This is a genomic window from Rhodococcus sp. 05-2255-3B1, assembly GCF_002258545.1.
Taxonomy (GTDB): Bacteria; Actinomycetota; Actinomycetes; order Mycobacteriales; family Mycobacteriaceae; genus Rhodococcoides.
Window position 1 is genome coordinate 191,458 of sequence record NZ_NOZC01000007.1, and the last position, 15,554, is coordinate 207,011.

The window sequence follows — 15,554 nt, forward strand, 5'->3', positions numbered from 1 at the left end:
TGCCCAAGTGGAGCTGAGCACCGACGACATTCGACACGTGACGGCCTTTGCGGCTACCTGCGCCCGACGGGCATTACCGATCTACGAGATGGCCCACCCCGGGGATGCGCGTCCACGCTCGGCGATCGAGGGTGCCGAGGCATTCGCCGAGACCGGCCACCGGACGGCGGAGTTACGCAGGCTCGCCTGGGACGCGCACAAAGCGGCCCGCGAACTGCCGACTTCAGCGGCCACGGACGCAGCACTGTCCGCAATGCACGCGGCCGGCTCTGTGTTTCTCCATCCGCTGTACAGCCCCCATCAGATCAAACACATTCTCGGTTCTGCCGTGCACCTGGTGCTCGCCGACCCCGAATCTGCTGCAGAACAGATCGAATGGATCGACGCGCAGTCCGATGCGACTGTGCGAGCGGTTTTGCGTCGGTTTCCGCCACCGATCGCCGGGCGCACGAGGTTCGGCGTGCTCATGGCCCGACTCGATACCGAATTGCGCCGTTGAGCCGTTGCCTCGATTGGAGTGCGGTGACAGCATGGGAAAGATGAAGGCACATGAACGCCCGTGGAAGCGTTATGCAATTGCCGCGTTGCTGGCCTTCCTCGCATTCTCGACAATCAGCGACATCGTGTCCGATCCTTCTGCCTGGAACTGGTCGAAGCTGGCTGTGCTGGCTGTGGCCGCTGTGTTCATCTGGTACGGAGAGCGCCGAACCTGGACGTCTCCGGACAAGATCGGACCCGAAGCCGTACCCGCCGGGGATGTCGAAGCGGTGGTCGCAGAATCCGGCAGAACTGTCCACGCCATCAAAGCGTTACGAGAGATGCATCCCGGTCTCGGTCTGCGTGACGCCAAGAATCTCGTTCGACCGGATCACTGACCGAGGAGAAGGCGATGTCGTCAGTCAGCGGTACACGTGCCGTCCAGGATCCCGCCGGACTGACCGAGGCCGCAATCCTGTTGATCGACTTCAATCGCGAGTACGACTACCCGGTGCCCGAGTCGGATTGGCTTGCAGCTCATCTCGATACTCTGGTGAAATCCGGCGATACCAGCGTGCTGACATTCGGGACTCCCGCCATCGGTGTGGCGATTCTGCGATTTCGGGCCGGCACTCTGAGCGCAGATATCGAGGCCTATCTCGCCGAGTTCTACGTCCGGCCTGGCCTACGCGGGAAGGGCTACGGAACAACCTTTCTCGACGACGTCATCGAGCACGCACGCGGCAGGGGTGCCACCTACATGGACCTCAACACTTCCGAGGACGACGAGGCGGCGCGACACGTGTACGAAAAGCGTGGCTTCGACTGCCACGAAGGCCGTGGCGAGGGACCCAAAGCTCTGTATTACGAACTCGAGCTGAACTGACGCAAGAGATGTAGCCTGGCCATATGGTTAGCCGAGATAACAGCTCTACATCGTTCGGGACCGTCGCCGACGTGTACGAATCTGCTCGCCCCGAATACCCGTCGGCCGCGGTCGAGTGGATGCTTGAACCCGTACTCGAGTCGGGCGGGCGGCCTCTTGTCGCCGACGTCGGTGCCGGGACCGGCAAGCTCACCCGCATCATCGTCGCCGCCGGGTGCGACGCCGTCGCGGTCGATCCTGATCCCGCCATGCTCGACGCCCTGCGCGTTGCAGTGCCCGGAGTTCCCGCCCACGTCGGCACTGCCGAGTCCCTGCCGCTGGATGATGAGAGCGTCGATGCCGTCCTGCTCGGACAGACGTGGCACTGGGTCGAGCCGGTGGCCGCGTCACGCGAGATCGGCCGGGTTCTCCGCCCAGGTGGCACCCTGGGACTCATCTGGAACATTCGCGACGAGTCGCACTCGTGGGTTCGGCGACTGAACTCGGTGGTCTCGCGCGGTGGAGCGCTGACCATGTTCGACGACGGTCCACCGCCGATCGCAGAACCGTTCCGCCGGCTCGACGAGGAGCGGTGGGCGTGGTCGCGCACGGTGAGCCGGTCCCAGTTGACCGATCTGGTTCGGTCGCGCAGCTTCTACATCACCGCGACCCCCGATGAGCGCAACCGCATCGATCGGGATCTCACTGCACTGTTCGACGAATTGGGTCTCGAGGGATCGAGGACGATCGAACTGCCCTATGTCACAAGGGCTTTCCGCACCACGAAGCCGAGCCGGTGAGACGCCCCAACCCCGGGAGTCGCCACATCCGAGCAAAACGAATATGATTCCCAATAAGTGGGTGCAGGTTCGACTTCGAGGAGCTACAACATGGCGTTTCCGATCATCGTCGCGAAAGCAGTATCGACGGTCGTAACAGGCGCAGTCGGCGTCGCCGCGTACAACGGTGCCAAGAAGCTGTACGACAAGGCTCCCGTCCGCAAGGTCGCGGTGTCGGCAACCGAGCTCGGTCTCCGTGCCGCACGAAAGGCCGAAATCCACGCCGAGTCAGCACGTCTGGCCGTGTCCGATGTTGTTGCGGAGGCGCGGGACCGGCTCGGCGAAGAAGTGCCGCCACCCTCGGCCACCGAAGTCGGCCACGGCCACTCGCACTGATCACGGCAGTCGGCCGAACATGACGATGCTCGTCGAACATTCCCTCGAAGCAGCTCCCGACCGCGCGGATGGCATCGAGATCCTGTCCGATGCCGCCGGCCGCATGCGGCTTCGCGTCGACTGGCTTCGATCGAGTCCGGGTCGCGCGGTCGCCGTCGAAGATCACGTCGACAAGATTCGCGGCGTTCGAGCTGTCCACGCGTACCCCCGCACCGCATCGGTCGTCATCTGGTACTCCCGCTCGCGCATCGACCGGGCCGAGCTGTTCGATGCCGTGAACGCAGGTCGCACCACCGACTGGGGACTTGTGCCCGTCCGAAGCCCACGCTCTGCGGACGTCACCAGCGGTGATGTCCTACGCATGACCATCGGCGGAGCGGCCCTGGTCCTGCTCGGCTTCCGTCGCTACGCCTTCCGACGGCCGCCCCTCCTCGGACCCACCAGCCGCGTCGTGGCGACCGGAGCCACCATCTTCACCGGCTATCCATTCCTGAAGGGAGCGCTGCGCTCGCTGACCGGAAACCGGTCCGCCGGGACCGACGCACTCGTCAGCGCCGCCACCGTGGCCAGTCTGGTGCTCCGTGAGAACGTTGTTGCCCTGACCGTGCTGTGGCTGCTCAACATCGGTGAATATCTGCAGGAGCTGACGCTCAAGCGCACTCGTCGCGCGATCTCCGATCTCCTGACCGGCACGCAGGACACCGCGTGGATTCGCCTTCCGGACGGTTCCGAGATCTCCGTCGACGTCGATCGGCTGGAGATCGGCGACGACGTCGTCGTGCACGATCACGTCGGCGTGCCCGTTGACGGGACCGTCGTAGACGGTGACGCGGTGGTCGACCAATCCGCCATCACCGGTGAGACATTGCCGGTGTCGATAGCTGCAGGCGACAGGATCCATGCCGGGTCCGTCGTTGTCCGTGGCCGCATCGTCGTCCGCGCGTCTGCGGTAGGCCGCGATACGACGATCGGCCGCATCATCTCGCGCGTCGAGGAGGCACAGGAAGACCGCGCCCCGATTCAGACGGTGGGAGAGAACTTCTCACGCCGCTTCGTACCCGCGTCGTTCATCCTGTCGGGCCTCACGCTCCTGGTCACCCGCGATGTCCGACGGGCGATGACCATGCTGCTCGTCGCGTGCCCGTGTGCGGTGGGTCTGTCGACTCCGACGGCCATCAGCGCCGCCATCGGAAACGGTGCTCGCCGGGGGATTCTCATCAAGGGCGGATCGCATCTGGAACAAGCAGGCAGGGTCGATGCCTTCGTGTTCGACAAGACCGGGACCCTCACCGTCGGACGCCCGGTCGTCACCAATGTCGTGTCATTCCAGGACGACTGGGAGCCGGAGCAGGTGCTGGCGTATGCCGCCAGTTCCGAGATCCACTCTCGGCATCCGTTGGCGGAGGCCGTGATTCGCAGCACCGAGGAACGCCATATCGTAATTCCTCCGCACGAGGAATGCGAAGTACTCGTCGGCCTCGGCATGCGTACCGTCGCAGACGGCCGGACTCTGCTGCTGGGCAGCCCGTCACTGCTGCGCAGCGAGAACGTCACCGTCTCCGACCATGCGGCCGAATGGGTTTCGCGCTTGCAGCGTGAGGCCGAAACTCCGCTACTGCTGGCGGTGGACGGCGTACTGGTCGGGTTGATCAGCCTGCGTGACGAGGTCCGATCCAATGCTTTGGACGTACTGAACGCGCTCCGCGCCGACGGTGTGGAACGGATCGTCATGCTCACCGGAGATCACCCGGAGACCGCCGCGGCCGTCGCCGCCGAACTGGGCATCGCCGAGTGGCGAGCCGAGGTGATGCCCGACGACAAACTCGACGCCGTCCGCAAGCTCCAACAAGAGGGATACGTCGTCGCGATGGTCGGAGACGGCACCAACGACGCTCCCGCGCTCGCCGTCGCGGATATCGGAATCGCAATGGGATTGGCGGGCACCGATGTTGCCGTCGAAACGGCCGATGTAGCTCTGGCCAGCGACGACCTGACACGGTTGCTCGACGTTCGCGATCTCGGTCGGCACTCGGTATCGGTGATCCGGCAGAACTACGGAATGTCGATCGCCGTGAACGCTCTGGGCCTCCTGGTCAGCGCCGGTGGAGCACTCTCTCCGGTGCTCGCCGCGATTCTGCACAACGCGTCCTCGGTCGCGGTGGTCGGCAACAGCTCCCGACTGATCCGATACCGAATCTGATCAGTAACGCCCCGACACGAGGGCGATCTGCTTGGTACCCAGTCCGCTATTTCGCGTCGCGGAAGTACGGTTCGACCGTGCCCTTGAGCTTGACGAGCATGGGATTTCCGTAGCGATCCTTCGCGGTGGGGACTTCGACTCGCACCCAACCCTCGGTGACGTTGTATTCGCGAACACTGGTCTTCTCGACGCCGTTGAAGCGAATACCGACGTCCCGGCGAAGAACCTCTTCGTTGTAGAAGGGGCTCCGCGGATCGATCGCGAGGTGATTCGGTGGAACGTCTGTGTGCTGGTCCTCTGACATGAATTACTTTCGTCGAATGCTGCGATAAGGGCTTGGTTGATTCCTGAAGAGAATACGCGACCCAGCGCTGTCGGCCCTAGCCCCGCGCCATGTCCACGAATCTGGACAGGTGAAGCTGGTGAGCCACAGTGATTGTCGCGGTCGGGCCGTTACGGTGCTTGCCGAGGATCAGGTCGGCCTCACCCCCGCGGGGGTCGTCGCGCTCGATTGCGTCAGGGCGGTGCAGCAGAATCACCATGTCGGCGTCCTGCTCCAGTGAGCCGGACTCACGGAGGTCCGAGACCATCGGCTTCTTGTCGGTTCGCTGCTCCGGGCCACGGTTGAGCTGGCAGACCGCGACCACCGGGCATTCGAGTTCCTTGGCCAACAGCTTGAGCTGACGGGAGAAGTCCGAGACCTCCTGCTGACGGGATTCGACCTTCTTGCCCGACGACATCAGCTGAAGGTAGTCCACCACAATGAGTTTCAGTCCGTTGCGCTGCTTGAGGCGACGTGCCTTGGCACGGATCTCCATCATCGTCAGGTTCGGGGAGTCGTCGACGAAGAGCGGTGCTTCGCTGATCTCGCTCATGCGCCGGGCCAGCTTGGTCCAGTCGTCGTCGGTCATCTTTCCCGAACGCATGTCGCCGAGCTTGATCTTCGCCTCGGCGGACAACAGTCGCATGACGATCTCGGTGCGACTCATTTCCAGGGAGAAAATGACACTGGGCATGCCGTGCTTGATCGAGCACGAACGCATGAAATCCATACTCAGGGTCGACTTACCCACGCCAGGCCTCGCCGCCACGATGATCATCTGACCCGGGTGCAGGCCGTTGGTGATTTCGTCGAGTTCGGCGAATCCTGTTGGTACACCGAGGGATATGCCACCACGGCTGGCGATGGAGTCGATTTCGTCCATCGTGGGCTGCAGCAGTTCCTCGAGGGGCAGAAAGTCCTCGGAGGTGCGGCGTTCGGTGACCTCGTACACCTCGGCCTGCGCACGGTCGACCACCTCGGCCACGTCCTGGCCGTCGGCTCCGGCGTAGCCGAACTGCACGATGCGGGTACCGGCCTGCACGAGCCGGCGCAGAATCGACTTCTCCGCGACGATCTCGGCGTAGTACCCGGCATTGGCTGCCGTCGGCGTCGTCTGCGTCAGGGTGATCAGGTACGGGGGGCCGCCGATGCGTTTGAGCTCACCGCGACGGTCCAGCTCGGCCGATACGGTGACCGGGTCGGCAGGCTCACCGCGGCTGTAGAGGTCGAGGATCGCGTCGTACACGTTCTGGTGGGCCGGGCGATAGAAGTCGCCGGGACGAAGCACCTCGAGCACGTCGGCAATGGCGTCCTTGCTCAGCAGCATGCCGCCGAGTACGGACTGTTCGGCCGCCATGTCCTGTGGGGGCTGGCGACCGAAATCCTCGCCGGGGCCCTCGCTGGAGGAGGGGCCGGAGTAGTCGGACTGTCCTCGATCGTCCACAACTGCCACGCGAACCGGCCGTCCTCTCCCCATTGTTGTCGGCACCGTCGAATATCACCCGGCGGTGCTGTGTAGCAAGTTCTACCCCCGGGCACCGACAGGTCCTGCTCGGCACCGGATACGCACTCTCCGGAGGCCGCTGCACGGCATCGAGAGAGACGCTGCACGGACGTTAAGCGCTATCGGCAGGAGTCACAACATGGCCTGTGGATGGAACTGTGGATGAAATGTGGATGGTGTTGAACAACGGTGTTGACCATCTGTGGACAACCTGGGTATAACTTTCCGGTTTTCGGGTTCTTCGCCAGGTCAAAGGGTGTACATAAAGTTTTCTTCCTGTGCATCGATTCGGGAGCGGCGTGTCGGCCGAATTGACAACTCGGGCGTGTTGAGTAAATGCCAGGTGAACCCAGGGGTGAATTGGGTCACACCGACTGGGATCACTCACAGAAACAGACCACTCTCCCGTTTAGACGCGAGAGGCCCGATCCCATTCTTGGAATCGGGCCCCTCGACACTCACGCCGAGACGTCAGGAGTCACTCTTCTGCGGGCAGTCCGCCGGGTCGAGGACCGTGATCTCCTGGGTACCTATCTGCAGAACTCGTGCCGACGGAATGTCGAAGAAGAGGCCGGTGATTCGTAGGCGCCCCTCGGCGTTGGCACGACCGACGACTCGATGCCGCGTGAGCGTCTGCAGCTGCACTGCGACGTTCACCATCGCCAGTTGGTCCGCCTCTCCGAAACCGAGCTCCGCCGCCTGACGACCGACCACGTGCCCGCTGCGATACGCGTCGAGGCTTGCCATCCCGTAACCCAACCACTCGGCGACGGAGGCGTCCGCGGCGTTCTCAGGGCCGCTGAGTACCGCTTTCATGGCACCGCAGCCCGAGTGCCCACAGACCACGACCGACGAGGTCCCGAGTTGATCGACACCGAACGCCAGCGCCGCCTCCACCGAGCAGTCCTGCCCCTGAGCGGGAACGAGGTTGCCCATGTTGCGGACGGTGAACAGGTCACCCGGGCCGCTGCTGGTGATCGTGTTCGGCATGACTCGCGAATCCACACAGCACAGAAACAGAGTGTCCGGATCCTGGCTGTCGGTCAGTCCCTCGAGGTGCGGACGGATGTTGGGAGCATGCGTGCGGTGGTACTCCGCAACGCCGCTCAACACCGGCCGCAGCGCCGCGGGCGAGTCCTCCTGCGCAACATCGCTCTTGAGCTGCCAGGCGCGCCACGGTGCCAACGAACTGCGTACCGTCGCCGATCCACGCTTGGGTGGCCCTTCGGCAGCCGCCGCCATGGACGCCGTACCCACTTCTTCGACTTTCACTGTGCCGCCGCCGAGTTCGTGCTGACGCATCCACTCGTTCAAGGCGTCGTGCACGGCATGGTCGAGGAAGTCTACGCCGAGGTGGACCGTGACGGCCGTGCCTGCCGGGACAGTGGACAGCACATGCGTCAACCGGGGGAGCGCGAGGAAGCTCAACGACCCCTCGGTGGTGACACGCCAGGTGCCGTCGACGGTTTCCTCGGCCCTGACCTTCGCCCACACCACCCGACGCAGCACGAGGATGATCGACAGTGCCAAACCGATCAGCACACCCTCGAGCAGGTTGAGCGCCACCACTCCGACGACAGTGACCGCATAGACCGCGATGTCTCCGGTCTTGTTCGCAATCTTGATGTCCGCCAGCTTGATCAGCTGCACACCGATCATCACCAGCAACCCGGCCAGAGCTGCGAAGGGAACCAGTTCGACGATCGAGATGAACAGTACGGAGAAGATCAGAATCCACACGCCGTGCAGAATCGCCGATGCCCGAGACTTGGCACCGACCTTGACGTTGGTGGCACTGCGCACGATCACCCCGGTGATCGGCAGACCGCCGATGGCGCCTGAGGCCATGTTGCCGGCACCCTGAGCCATCAATTCACGGTCGAAGTTGGTGCGCTCACCGCTGTGCATCTTGTCGACGGCCACCGCGGAGAGCAGACTCTCGACACTGGCGATCAACGCGATGGTGATGACGCCGGTGACGAACGCACTCCACTGCTCGTCGGGCATGACCGGCAGGCTCAAGGACTCGATCAGGTTGCCGGGCAATTCGATTCGTTCGACATCGAGTGAGAAGAAGATCGAGACCGCGGTGGCGGTGACCACTGCGACCAGGGCGGCCGGCACCTTGGTGACCTTGGCCAGCACGCCGGACAACTCGCTCAACCGTGGCCAGGCGAACATCAGCACGACCACAATTCCGCCGACGACGATCGACGGCCACTGGCCGTTCGCGACGGATGTAGGGATGGCGAGGACGTTCTGGACCGCAGAACTTTCGGATTCCCCGCCGAGAAGCACGTGAATCTGTTGCAGCGCAATGGTTATACCGATTCCGGCGAGCATCGCATGCACCACGACGGGCGAGATGGCCAACGCACTGCGCGCAATCCGGCTCATTCCCAGCAGGATCTGCACAGCACCGGCCAGGACGGTGATGGCGCACGTTACGCCCCACCCGAATTGGTTGACCAACTCGGCAACCACGACGGTCAGGCCTGCCGCGGGGCCACTGACCTGCAGCGGTGATCCGCCGAGTATGCCGGCAAGAATGCCGCCGACCACAGCGGCAATGAGACCGGCCATGATCGGCGCGCCCGATGCGACGGCGATACCGATCGAAAGTGGCACTGCAACAAGGAAAACGACCAACGAGGCCGGTACGTCGTATTTCAGGATCGACCCGACGCGAGACTGCGGCTCGAGTCGGGTCTCGGGACTGGGGTCGGAATCGGGTTCCACGGTCGTGGTCACGGCAGCGTTCCTCCGGGCGTCTAGGCGTCAGGTCGGGTGAATCCAGTTGGTGATGATGTTCGATGTCGCCCCGCCTAAAGAGTACGCAAAGCTTTGCTCACGAACGTCCGAAGAGAGATGCTTCACAAATCGGAACCCATTGCGACAGTTGATCTTTGTGAGAAGACACGAAAAAGCCCCACGAACCGAGGTTCGTGGGGCTTTGTTCGACCGAAACGGGCCGAAAGCTGAAATCAGCTTCCGACGACATCCAGCTTGAACTTGGCGGTCACGTCGGGGTGCAGGTTCACGACGATGTCGTGCTTGCCCGTGCTCTTGACGTGAGCCTTCGGCAGATCGATGCTGCGCTTGTCGACGACCGGGCCACCGGCAGCCTTCAGAGCAGAAGCGACGTCCGACGCGGTGACCGAGCCGAACAGCTTGCCCGAGTCGCCCGCGGTCTTCACGGAGAGCGTGACGGCCTCGAGGCCTTCGATGGCCTGCTTGAGCTCGTTGGCGTGCTCGAGGCCGCGGACGGCACGAGCTTCCTGAGCGCGGCGGATGCCGTCGACCTGCTTCTGAGCTCCACGGGTGGCCTGGATGGCCAATCCGCGGGGCAGCAGGAAGTTACGGCCGTAGCCGTCCTTGACCTCTACGGTGTCGCCAGGCGCACCGAGGTTGTCCACATCAGCGGTGAGGATCAGTTTCATACCAATCGCCCCTTTCTATCGAGCCGTCGCGGCGTAAGGCAGCAGTGCTACCTCACGCGAGTTCTTCACGGCAACGGCCACGTCACGCTGATGCTGGACGCAGTTGCCGGTGACACGGCGAGCACGGATCTTTCCGCGATCGCTGACGTACTTACGCAGCAACGTCGTGTCCTTGTAATCGATCGACGTGTTCTTTTCCTTGCAGAAGGAACACGCTTTCTTCTTGAGCACCTTGTCGCGCAATGGCGGTTTGGGCATGGGTCTTTCTCCGTTACATCTGGTTGTTCTCGATCGAAGGATCTAGAACGGTGGCTCTTCGTCTCCGCCACGTCCGCCGAAGGAGCCCGACGCCGCCGGGGCACTGCCCCAGGGATCGTCTCCGCCGGAACCGGAGTTGGACGAGGAGTTCGAGCGGCCGCCGCTCGATCCGCCGGAGGAACCGGAGCCGGAGCCGGAGTTGAAGCCGCCTCCGCCGCCACCTCCACCGCGGTTGGCCTTGTTGACCTTTGCGGTGGCGTAGCGGAGTGAAGGTCCGATCTCGTCTACCTCGAGCTCGACGACTGTCCGCTTCTCACCCTCACGCGTCTCGTACGAGCGCTGCCGCAGCCGTCCGCTCACGATCACTCGCGAGCCTCGGGTCAAGCTCTCGGCAACGTTCTCCGCTGCCTCGCGCCAGATGTTGCAGCGCATGAAGAGCGCGTCGCCGTCTTTCCACTCGTTCGTCTGACGATCGAATGTTCGCGGGGTGGATGCAACCGTGAAGTTGGCAACCGCCGCACCGGCGGGGGTGAATCGAAGTTCTGGATCAGCCGTCAAGTTTCCGATGACGGTGATGACGGTCTCGCCTGCCATGGTTCCTCTTTCAGTAGTAAGCGTTGTAGATGCCAGCCTAGAGGCGGGCAACGACAATTACTTGCCCTGTCGCAGGACCTTCGTGCGCAGAACGGACTCGTTGAGTCCGAGCTGACGATCGAGCTCGCTGACGGTGGCAGGCTCGGCGTTGAGGTTCACAACGGCGTAGATGCCCTCGGCATGCTTGAGGATTTCGTAGGCCAGACGACGCTTGCCCCACACATCGACCTTGTCGACGGTGCCGCCATCCTTGCGAACGACGTTGAGGAACGTGTCGAGCGACGGAGCGACAGTGCGCTCGTCCAGATTGGGGTCGAGAATGACCATCAATTCGTAATGACGCATAAGACCTCATCACCTCCTGTGGACTAGTGAAAACGGCCACGGACTGTCCGTGGCAGGAGGGTCGTTGCGTCAGCAACCCCTCGAAGATACACGACAGGGCCCTGACCTGCTAATTCGCGTCGGGCGCACGGTCCGGCCCTCACGCGTCATACTCTTGCACCATGCGATCCGGGGTCCGCGCCAATCCGATGACGGTCGTCGTGGTCGTCGCGATGGCTGCGTTGGGATTGATTCTGGGATATCTGAACAAGGCCCGATGCGCGGTCGCGCCGTTCGACGCCTCCGGACGCAGCACGGTGTTCGACGCCATCAAGGATTCCTCGGTCTGCTACTCCGACATCCAATTCCTGTGGCTCGGCCGAGACATCGACAATCACATCTTTCCCTACATTCACGGAGCCATCACCAGCGACGGGATCCTCACCGGCGGGACGGTGGAGTATCCCGTCCTCAGTGGATTGCTGATGTGGCTCGGAGCAATCCCGGCCCACACCGATGCACAGTTCCTGCTGACCTCGGCGTTGATTCTGGCACCGTTCGGTCTACTCACCGCCTGGATGCTCGGGCGGATGGCCGGCTGGTCCGCGTTGCTGTGGTCGATCGGCCCACCTGTGGTGATGTACGCCTTCCACAACTGGGAACTTCCGGTCGTGGCCGCTGCCGTCGGCGCGATCTTCGTCATGACCCTGCCGATGCCGCTGCGGCGCAGAGCGATTCTCGCGTCGATGCTGTTGGCCGTCGGCTTCTGCCTCAAGCTCTACCCGGGAGCTTTCGTATTGCCCCTGATCGCGTATGTGGTCACCGGCGGCATCGACGGGCGCGAGTCCGCCGACACCATCCGGGGTCGCTGGGACGTCCGTGGCGGTCTGATGGTCGCCGGTGCCGCGATCGGCACGGTCGTCGCAATCAACCTGCCGTTCGCAGTGCTCGGTTACGAGGGGTGGCGTGCATCCTTCACCTTCCAGTCGCTGCGGCAGGCAGACCTGACGACCAACTCCATCTGGTACTGGGGACTGCGCCACTTCTACATCAGCGACCAGATGACTCCCGATGCCTACGCAGAGGCCGACGCGTCCTTCCAGGATGTGGTCGATGTCGCGTCGCCGCTGCTGGTGTTCGCCGCATTCGCACTTGCGCTGTGGCTCGGCTGGCGTCGGGCAAAGGTTGTCGGAACGTACCCGTGGGTCGCGGTGAGCGGGTCGATGCTGTGCGGATTCATGCTGCTGCACAAGGTGCACTCGCCGCAGTACACGCTGTGGCTGCTGCCGTTCCTGGTGTTGCTTCGGGTCCCGTGGGCGCTCGTCGCCGCGTATCTGGTCGTGGACCTGTCGATGGGAATCGGCGTGTTCAAGTACTTCGCCGCATTGGCCTCCGGGGTGGACGCCGAGGACGAGGAGTTCTTCGTTCTGGTGGGGGTGTGGGGACGGGCGCTGCTGCTGGTGGTGCTGTTCGTGCTGTTCATCCGTACGCGCATGCGGATTCCGATGCGCGGCGAAACAGACCAGGAGTCGGTATCATCGCGCCGACCAGCAGCGACATCGCTGACGGGATCACCGGGGCAGTAGGGCGCAGAGCGGGGCGGGGACATGACACAGGTGTCGCGATCACAGGAGAGCACAGAACATCGGGCCACCGAAGTACGACGTGTCGGCCTCGTCGAGGACCACGAATCGGTAGCGCTCGGACTCAAGGCCATGCTCGCCGACGAAGCCGACCTGGAACTGGTGTCCACCGCCGCCACCGTCGCAGAGTTGCTCGCCCAGCAGCCGACACTCGATCTGGTGGTACTCGATCTTCGGCTCGGTGACGGGTCCTCACCCCGCTCCAACGTGGAGCAACTGCACGCCGCCGGTGCGCGCGTCCTCGTCTACACCGGCGCCGAGAACGCCTTTCTGGTTCGCTCGGCTGCTCGTGCGGGCGTACTGGGCGTAGTTCGCAAGTCGGCACCGGCCGCAGCGATCGTCTCCGCGATCCGGCGCGCCGCGAGCGGGGGACAGGTCGTCACGACGGACTGGGCTGCCGCGATCGACGGTGATCCGCAGCTTCCGGACGTGGGACTCAGTCCACGCCAACGCGAAGTACTCGCCCTCTACGCGTCGGGCGAGAAGGCCGGACGCGTCGCCCGCCTGGCCGGACTGTCCGAGCAGACCGTCAACGACTACCTGGTGCGGATCCGCAACAAATACGCCGAGGCGGGGCGTCCGGCACCTACGAAGACCGATCTGTACAAGCGTGCGGTCGAGGACGGCTGGCTCCCGATGCCCGAGCTACCTCCACAGGATTGATGCAGGCCCCACTCGAGAAGATCGCGAGCGGGTCCGGTCTCGATACCGCCGAGCGGCAGGCCTGCGAACTTCTCGAAGCAACTCGCGGGATCGACTGCGGGCACCGGGACTGATGACGGACGAGGTCGCCGCGCAAGCGCGGGCTGCCAGGGCACGGGGAGTGCAGGTGATTCTGCTCGACGGCGGGCTCACTATGGCTCATCCCACAATTTCGGACCGAGTGAGCACCGCGGTGTCCGACGCGCTCAGCGGTGCGACAGGCGGGGTGGTGACCGCTCGGATACTGCCGCCTGGACGGGCGAAGGTCGTATCCATCCTGGTCAGCGACTCGAGCGCCGACGTGCGGATCGAACTCGATGCAGTCGGAGAGAAGTCTGTCGTAGCCCCGTGACACTCTGACAGGACGGTTGACGGTTCAATGCCCCAAATAACAAGGGCAGAAAACCTGCGAATTACCTGTGAGAATCGACCGCATTGGTTTAGTCGGTCTCAACTCACTTCGGCGTCCGGGAGATTAGATGTCTGCACTGCTCGAACCCTTGCCCTCCGCGAATGACTCCGGAGTCCCGACCACGCGCCGTTCACGCGGTCCGATCAGCCTCGTTCCACCCCCGATGCAGATACATCCCGTTCCCGCCGCCACGAGCCCCTTCCCGCCGCGACCGGATCTGACCGGCCGCGAGATCGAGGTGCTGCTCTGCTGGATTCGACACGACTCGAAGACCGAAGTGGCAAAGGCACTGTTTCTCTCGCTCGGCACCGTCAACACCCACCTCACCCGGATTCGGGCCAAGTACACCTCCGTCGGACGGCCGGCACCGACCAAGGCGGCCCTCGTCGCGCGCGCCCTGCAGGACGGGCTCGTCGATATCTCGGAGCTGTGAACCAGGGTCGGTGATGCCGTCGGTCAGACGCTGACGGCAGTGTCCACGCCCTCGTTCTCGAGGCGTTTGTTGCGTCGAATACTGCTCAGCAGGGCGGCCCCGATGAACAGGATTCCCACGAAGCCGGTGATCAGCTCGTTGATGTGTACACCGATCGAAACCAGCAGGATGATGGACAACGCACCGATCGCCCAGTGCGCACCGTGCTCGAGGTACACGTAATCGGACAACGTTCCCTTGCGAACCAGGAAGACCGTGATCGAGCGGACGAACATCGCACCGATGAAGCCCAGGCCGAGCGCGATGATGATCGGGTCTGCGGTGATGGCGAACGCACCGATGACACCGTCGAACGAGAACGATGCGTCGAGCACCTCGAGGTAGAGGAACAGGAAGAACCCGGCCTTACCCGTCGCCTTCGCCAGTTCGCTCGGCCCGCCCGAGGACTCTTCGCCCTCTTCTTCGACGTGGAAGAGTTCACCGAGTCCGTTCACTGCGATGTAGGTGATCATGCCCAGCACGCCGGAGACCATGACGGTGGAGATCTTGTCGTCCTCGGCGAGGAATTCGGCGCTCAGGACCAGCAGCAGGCCTGCGACGACCACGGAGAGCTGATCGAGGCGACCGATGCGGGCGAGCGGCTTTTCGAGCCAACTCAACCAGGTGATCTCGCGATCCTCGAAGATGAATCCGAGGAAGAGCATCAGCAGGAACATGCCACCGAATGCAGCGATCTGCGGATGCGCGTCGGTGAGGAGCGTCTCGTAGCTGGGTGAACCGTCCGGGAACGTTGCGGCACCGTCGGCGGGCGGGTTGAGGGCCAGGTCGATCGCGGCGACCGGACCGAGGCCCGACGCAGCCCAGACGATGACCAGCGGGAACAGCAGCCGCATGCCGAACACGGCGATGATGATGCCGATGGTGAGGAAGATCTTCTGCCAGAACTCGCTCATGCGTCGCAACACGGTGGCGTTGATGACGGCATTGTCGAAGGACAGCGACACCTCGAGTACACCGAGGATGAGGACGAGGATCATCGCCTCGATCCCGCCGTACAGAAAAGCCACGATGACGGACACGATGGTGACCGCGATCGACCATCCGAAGATCTTGACAACCACAGTCGTGGCCCTTCTCGAGACAAAGACGGAAAAACCCCCGCCCATCATGGATGACGAGGCGGGGGTACTCCCAATCTTGAGGAG

The 15,554-nt window shown here is 63.5% G+C and carries 18 protein-coding genes; 10 read left to right on the forward strand and 8 right to left on the reverse strand.

The annotated features are described in order from the left end of the window. Positions 1-7: 7 nt before the first annotated feature. The 6 genes from CH249_RS05125 (at position 8) to CH249_RS05150 (ending at position 4,717) form a co-directional block, all read left to right on the forward strand. Positions 8-499 (forward strand): putative immunity protein, encoded by a 492-nt coding sequence (locus CH249_RS05125; RefSeq protein WP_094629063.1) that lies wholly within the window; start codon positions 8-10, stop codon positions 497-499. 40 nt (positions 500-539) lie between these two features. Further along, entirely contained in the window at positions 540-875 is a 336-nt protein-coding gene (locus CH249_RS05130) for a hypothetical protein (protein ID WP_141214688.1), read from the forward strand. A gap of 14 nt (positions 876-889) precedes the next feature. Further along, positions 890-1,363 carry an N-acetyltransferase gene (locus CH249_RS05135; protein WP_094629061.1) on the forward strand — a complete coding sequence of 158 codons (474 nt, stop codon included), beginning with the start codon at positions 890-892 and terminating at the stop codon, positions 1,361-1,363. Between the two features lie 23 nt (positions 1,364-1,386). Continuing rightward, a complete protein-coding gene (locus tag CH249_RS05140; protein WP_094629060.1) occupies positions 1,387-2,142 on the forward strand; it encodes a class I SAM-dependent methyltransferase in 756 nt (251 codons plus the stop codon). 90 nt (positions 2,143-2,232) lie between these two features. After that, on the forward strand, positions 2,233-2,517 hold the full coding sequence (locus CH249_RS05145; RefSeq protein WP_032396920.1) for a DUF1490 family protein: 285 nt from the start codon (positions 2,233-2,235) through the stop codon (positions 2,515-2,517). Between the two features lie 19 nt (positions 2,518-2,536). Further along, positions 2,537-4,717, forward strand: a complete 2,181-nt coding sequence (locus tag CH249_RS05150) for a cation-translocating P-type ATPase (protein ID WP_306436627.1) — start codon at positions 2,537-2,539, stop codon at positions 4,715-4,717. A 46-nt stretch (positions 4,718-4,763) separates the two neighbouring features. On the opposite strand, the gene CH249_RS05155 is transcribed toward CH249_RS05150, so the two are convergent. The 7 genes from CH249_RS05155 to rpsF form a co-directional block, all read right to left on the reverse strand. Next, positions 4,764-5,021: a DUF3297 family protein gene (locus CH249_RS05155; protein WP_032396922.1), complete on the reverse strand. Its 258-nt coding sequence runs from the start codon at positions 5,019-5,021 to the stop codon at positions 4,764-4,766. A 76-nt stretch (positions 5,022-5,097) separates the two neighbouring features. Continuing rightward, positions 5,098-6,492 carry a replicative DNA helicase gene (gene dnaB / locus CH249_RS05160; RefSeq protein WP_032396923.1) on the reverse strand — a complete coding sequence of 465 codons (1,395 nt, stop codon included), beginning with the start codon at positions 6,490-6,492 and terminating at the stop codon, positions 5,098-5,100. A 522-nt stretch (positions 6,493-7,014) separates the two neighbouring features. Further along, positions 7,015-9,294 carry a bifunctional SulP family inorganic anion transporter/carbonic anhydrase gene (locus CH249_RS05165; protein ID WP_094682458.1) on the reverse strand — a complete coding sequence of 760 codons (2,280 nt, stop codon included), beginning with the start codon at positions 9,292-9,294 and terminating at the stop codon, positions 7,015-7,017. Between the two features lie 233 nt (positions 9,295-9,527). Beyond that, positions 9,528-9,983: a 50S ribosomal protein L9 gene (gene rplI, locus CH249_RS05170; RefSeq protein WP_032396925.1), complete on the reverse strand. Its 456-nt coding sequence runs from the start codon at positions 9,981-9,983 to the stop codon at positions 9,528-9,530. Between the two features lie 15 nt (positions 9,984-9,998). Continuing rightward, positions 9,999-10,241 (reverse strand): 30S ribosomal protein S18, encoded by a 243-nt coding sequence (rpsR, locus tag CH249_RS05175; RefSeq protein WP_032396926.1) that lies wholly within the window; start codon positions 10,239-10,241, stop codon positions 9,999-10,001. Positions 10,242-10,283: 42 nt separating this feature from the next. Continuing rightward, a complete protein-coding gene (locus CH249_RS05180; RefSeq protein WP_032378699.1) occupies positions 10,284-10,835 on the reverse strand; it encodes a single-stranded DNA-binding protein in 552 nt (183 codons plus the stop codon). A 57-nt stretch (positions 10,836-10,892) separates the two neighbouring features. Next, positions 10,893-11,180 (reverse strand): 30S ribosomal protein S6, encoded by a 288-nt coding sequence (rpsF, locus tag CH249_RS05185; RefSeq protein ID WP_008711385.1) that lies wholly within the window; start codon positions 11,178-11,180, stop codon positions 10,893-10,895. A 161-nt stretch (positions 11,181-11,341) separates the two neighbouring features. On the opposite strand from rpsF, the gene CH249_RS05190 reads away from it, so the two are divergent. From CH249_RS05190 to CH249_RS05205, 4 genes are all read left to right on the forward strand, one after another. After that, entirely contained in the window at positions 11,342-12,745 is a 1,404-nt protein-coding gene (locus CH249_RS05190; RefSeq protein ID WP_094682457.1) for a glycosyltransferase family 87 protein, read from the forward strand. Between the two features lie 21 nt (positions 12,746-12,766). Continuing rightward, a complete protein-coding gene (locus CH249_RS05195) occupies positions 12,767-13,465 on the forward strand; it encodes a response regulator (protein WP_094682456.1) in 699 nt (232 codons plus the stop codon). A gap of 112 nt (positions 13,466-13,577) precedes the next feature. Further along, complete coding sequence (locus tag CH249_RS05200) at positions 13,578-13,856, forward strand: hypothetical protein (RefSeq protein WP_094682455.1); 279 nt, start codon at positions 13,578-13,580, stop codon at positions 13,854-13,856. A gap of 127 nt (positions 13,857-13,983) precedes the next feature. Beyond that, positions 13,984-14,349, forward strand: coding sequence for a helix-turn-helix transcriptional regulator (locus CH249_RS05205; protein WP_032396930.1), 366 nt, complete (start codon positions 13,984-13,986; stop codon positions 14,347-14,349). A 23-nt stretch (positions 14,350-14,372) separates the two neighbouring features. Here CH249_RS05205 and CH249_RS05210 read toward each other — a convergent pair whose 3' ends face one another. Then, entirely contained in the window at positions 14,373-15,470 is a 1,098-nt protein-coding gene (locus tag CH249_RS05210; RefSeq protein ID WP_094629055.1) for a DUF475 domain-containing protein, read from the reverse strand. Between the last annotated feature and the right edge of the window lie 84 nt (positions 15,471-15,554).

Bases quoted from the DNA above. Each gene is read 5' to 3' on its own strand.
- CH249_RS05195 (WP_094682456.1), top strand. From the start codon at position 12,767: ATGACACAGGTGTCGCGATCACAGGAGAGCACAGAACATCGGGCCACC.
- rplI (WP_032396925.1), bottom strand. From the start codon at position 9,983: ATGAAACTGATCCTCACCGCTGATGTGGACAACCTCGGTGCGCCTGGC.
- CH249_RS05145 (WP_032396920.1), top strand. From the start codon at position 2,233: ATGGCGTTTCCGATCATCGTCGCGAAAGCAGTATCGACGGTCGTAACA.
- CH249_RS05140 (WP_094629060.1), top strand. From the start codon at position 1,387: ATGGTTAGCCGAGATAACAGCTCTACATCGTTCGGGACCGTCGCCGAC.
- CH249_RS05155 (WP_032396922.1), bottom strand. From the start codon at position 5,021: ATGTCAGAGGACCAGCACACAGACGTTCCACCGAATCACCTCGCGATC.
- CH249_RS05180 (WP_032378699.1), bottom strand. From the start codon at position 10,835: ATGGCAGGCGAGACCGTCATCACCGTCATCGGAAACTTGACGGCTGAT.
- CH249_RS05190 (WP_094682457.1), top strand. From the start codon at position 11,342: ATGCGATCCGGGGTCCGCGCCAATCCGATGACGGTCGTCGTGGTCGTC.
- CH249_RS05205 (WP_032396930.1), top strand. From the start codon at position 13,984: ATGTCTGCACTGCTCGAACCCTTGCCCTCCGCGAATGACTCCGGAGTC.
- CH249_RS05135 (WP_094629061.1), top strand. From the start codon at position 890: ATGTCGTCAGTCAGCGGTACACGTGCCGTCCAGGATCCCGCCGGACTG.
- rpsR (WP_032396926.1), bottom strand. From the start codon at position 10,241: ATGCCCAAACCGCCATTGCGCGACAAGGTGCTCAAGAAGAAAGCGTGT.
- rpsF (WP_008711385.1), bottom strand. From the start codon at position 11,180: ATGCGTCATTACGAATTGATGGTCATTCTCGACCCCAATCTGGACGAG.
- CH249_RS05150 (WP_306436627.1), top strand. From the start codon at position 2,537: ATGACGATGCTCGTCGAACATTCCCTCGAAGCAGCTCCCGACCGCGCG.
- CH249_RS05130 (WP_141214688.1), top strand. From the start codon at position 540: ATGAAGGCACATGAACGCCCGTGGAAGCGTTATGCAATTGCCGCGTTG.
- CH249_RS05200 (WP_094682455.1), top strand. From the start codon at position 13,578: ATGACGGACGAGGTCGCCGCGCAAGCGCGGGCTGCCAGGGCACGGGGA.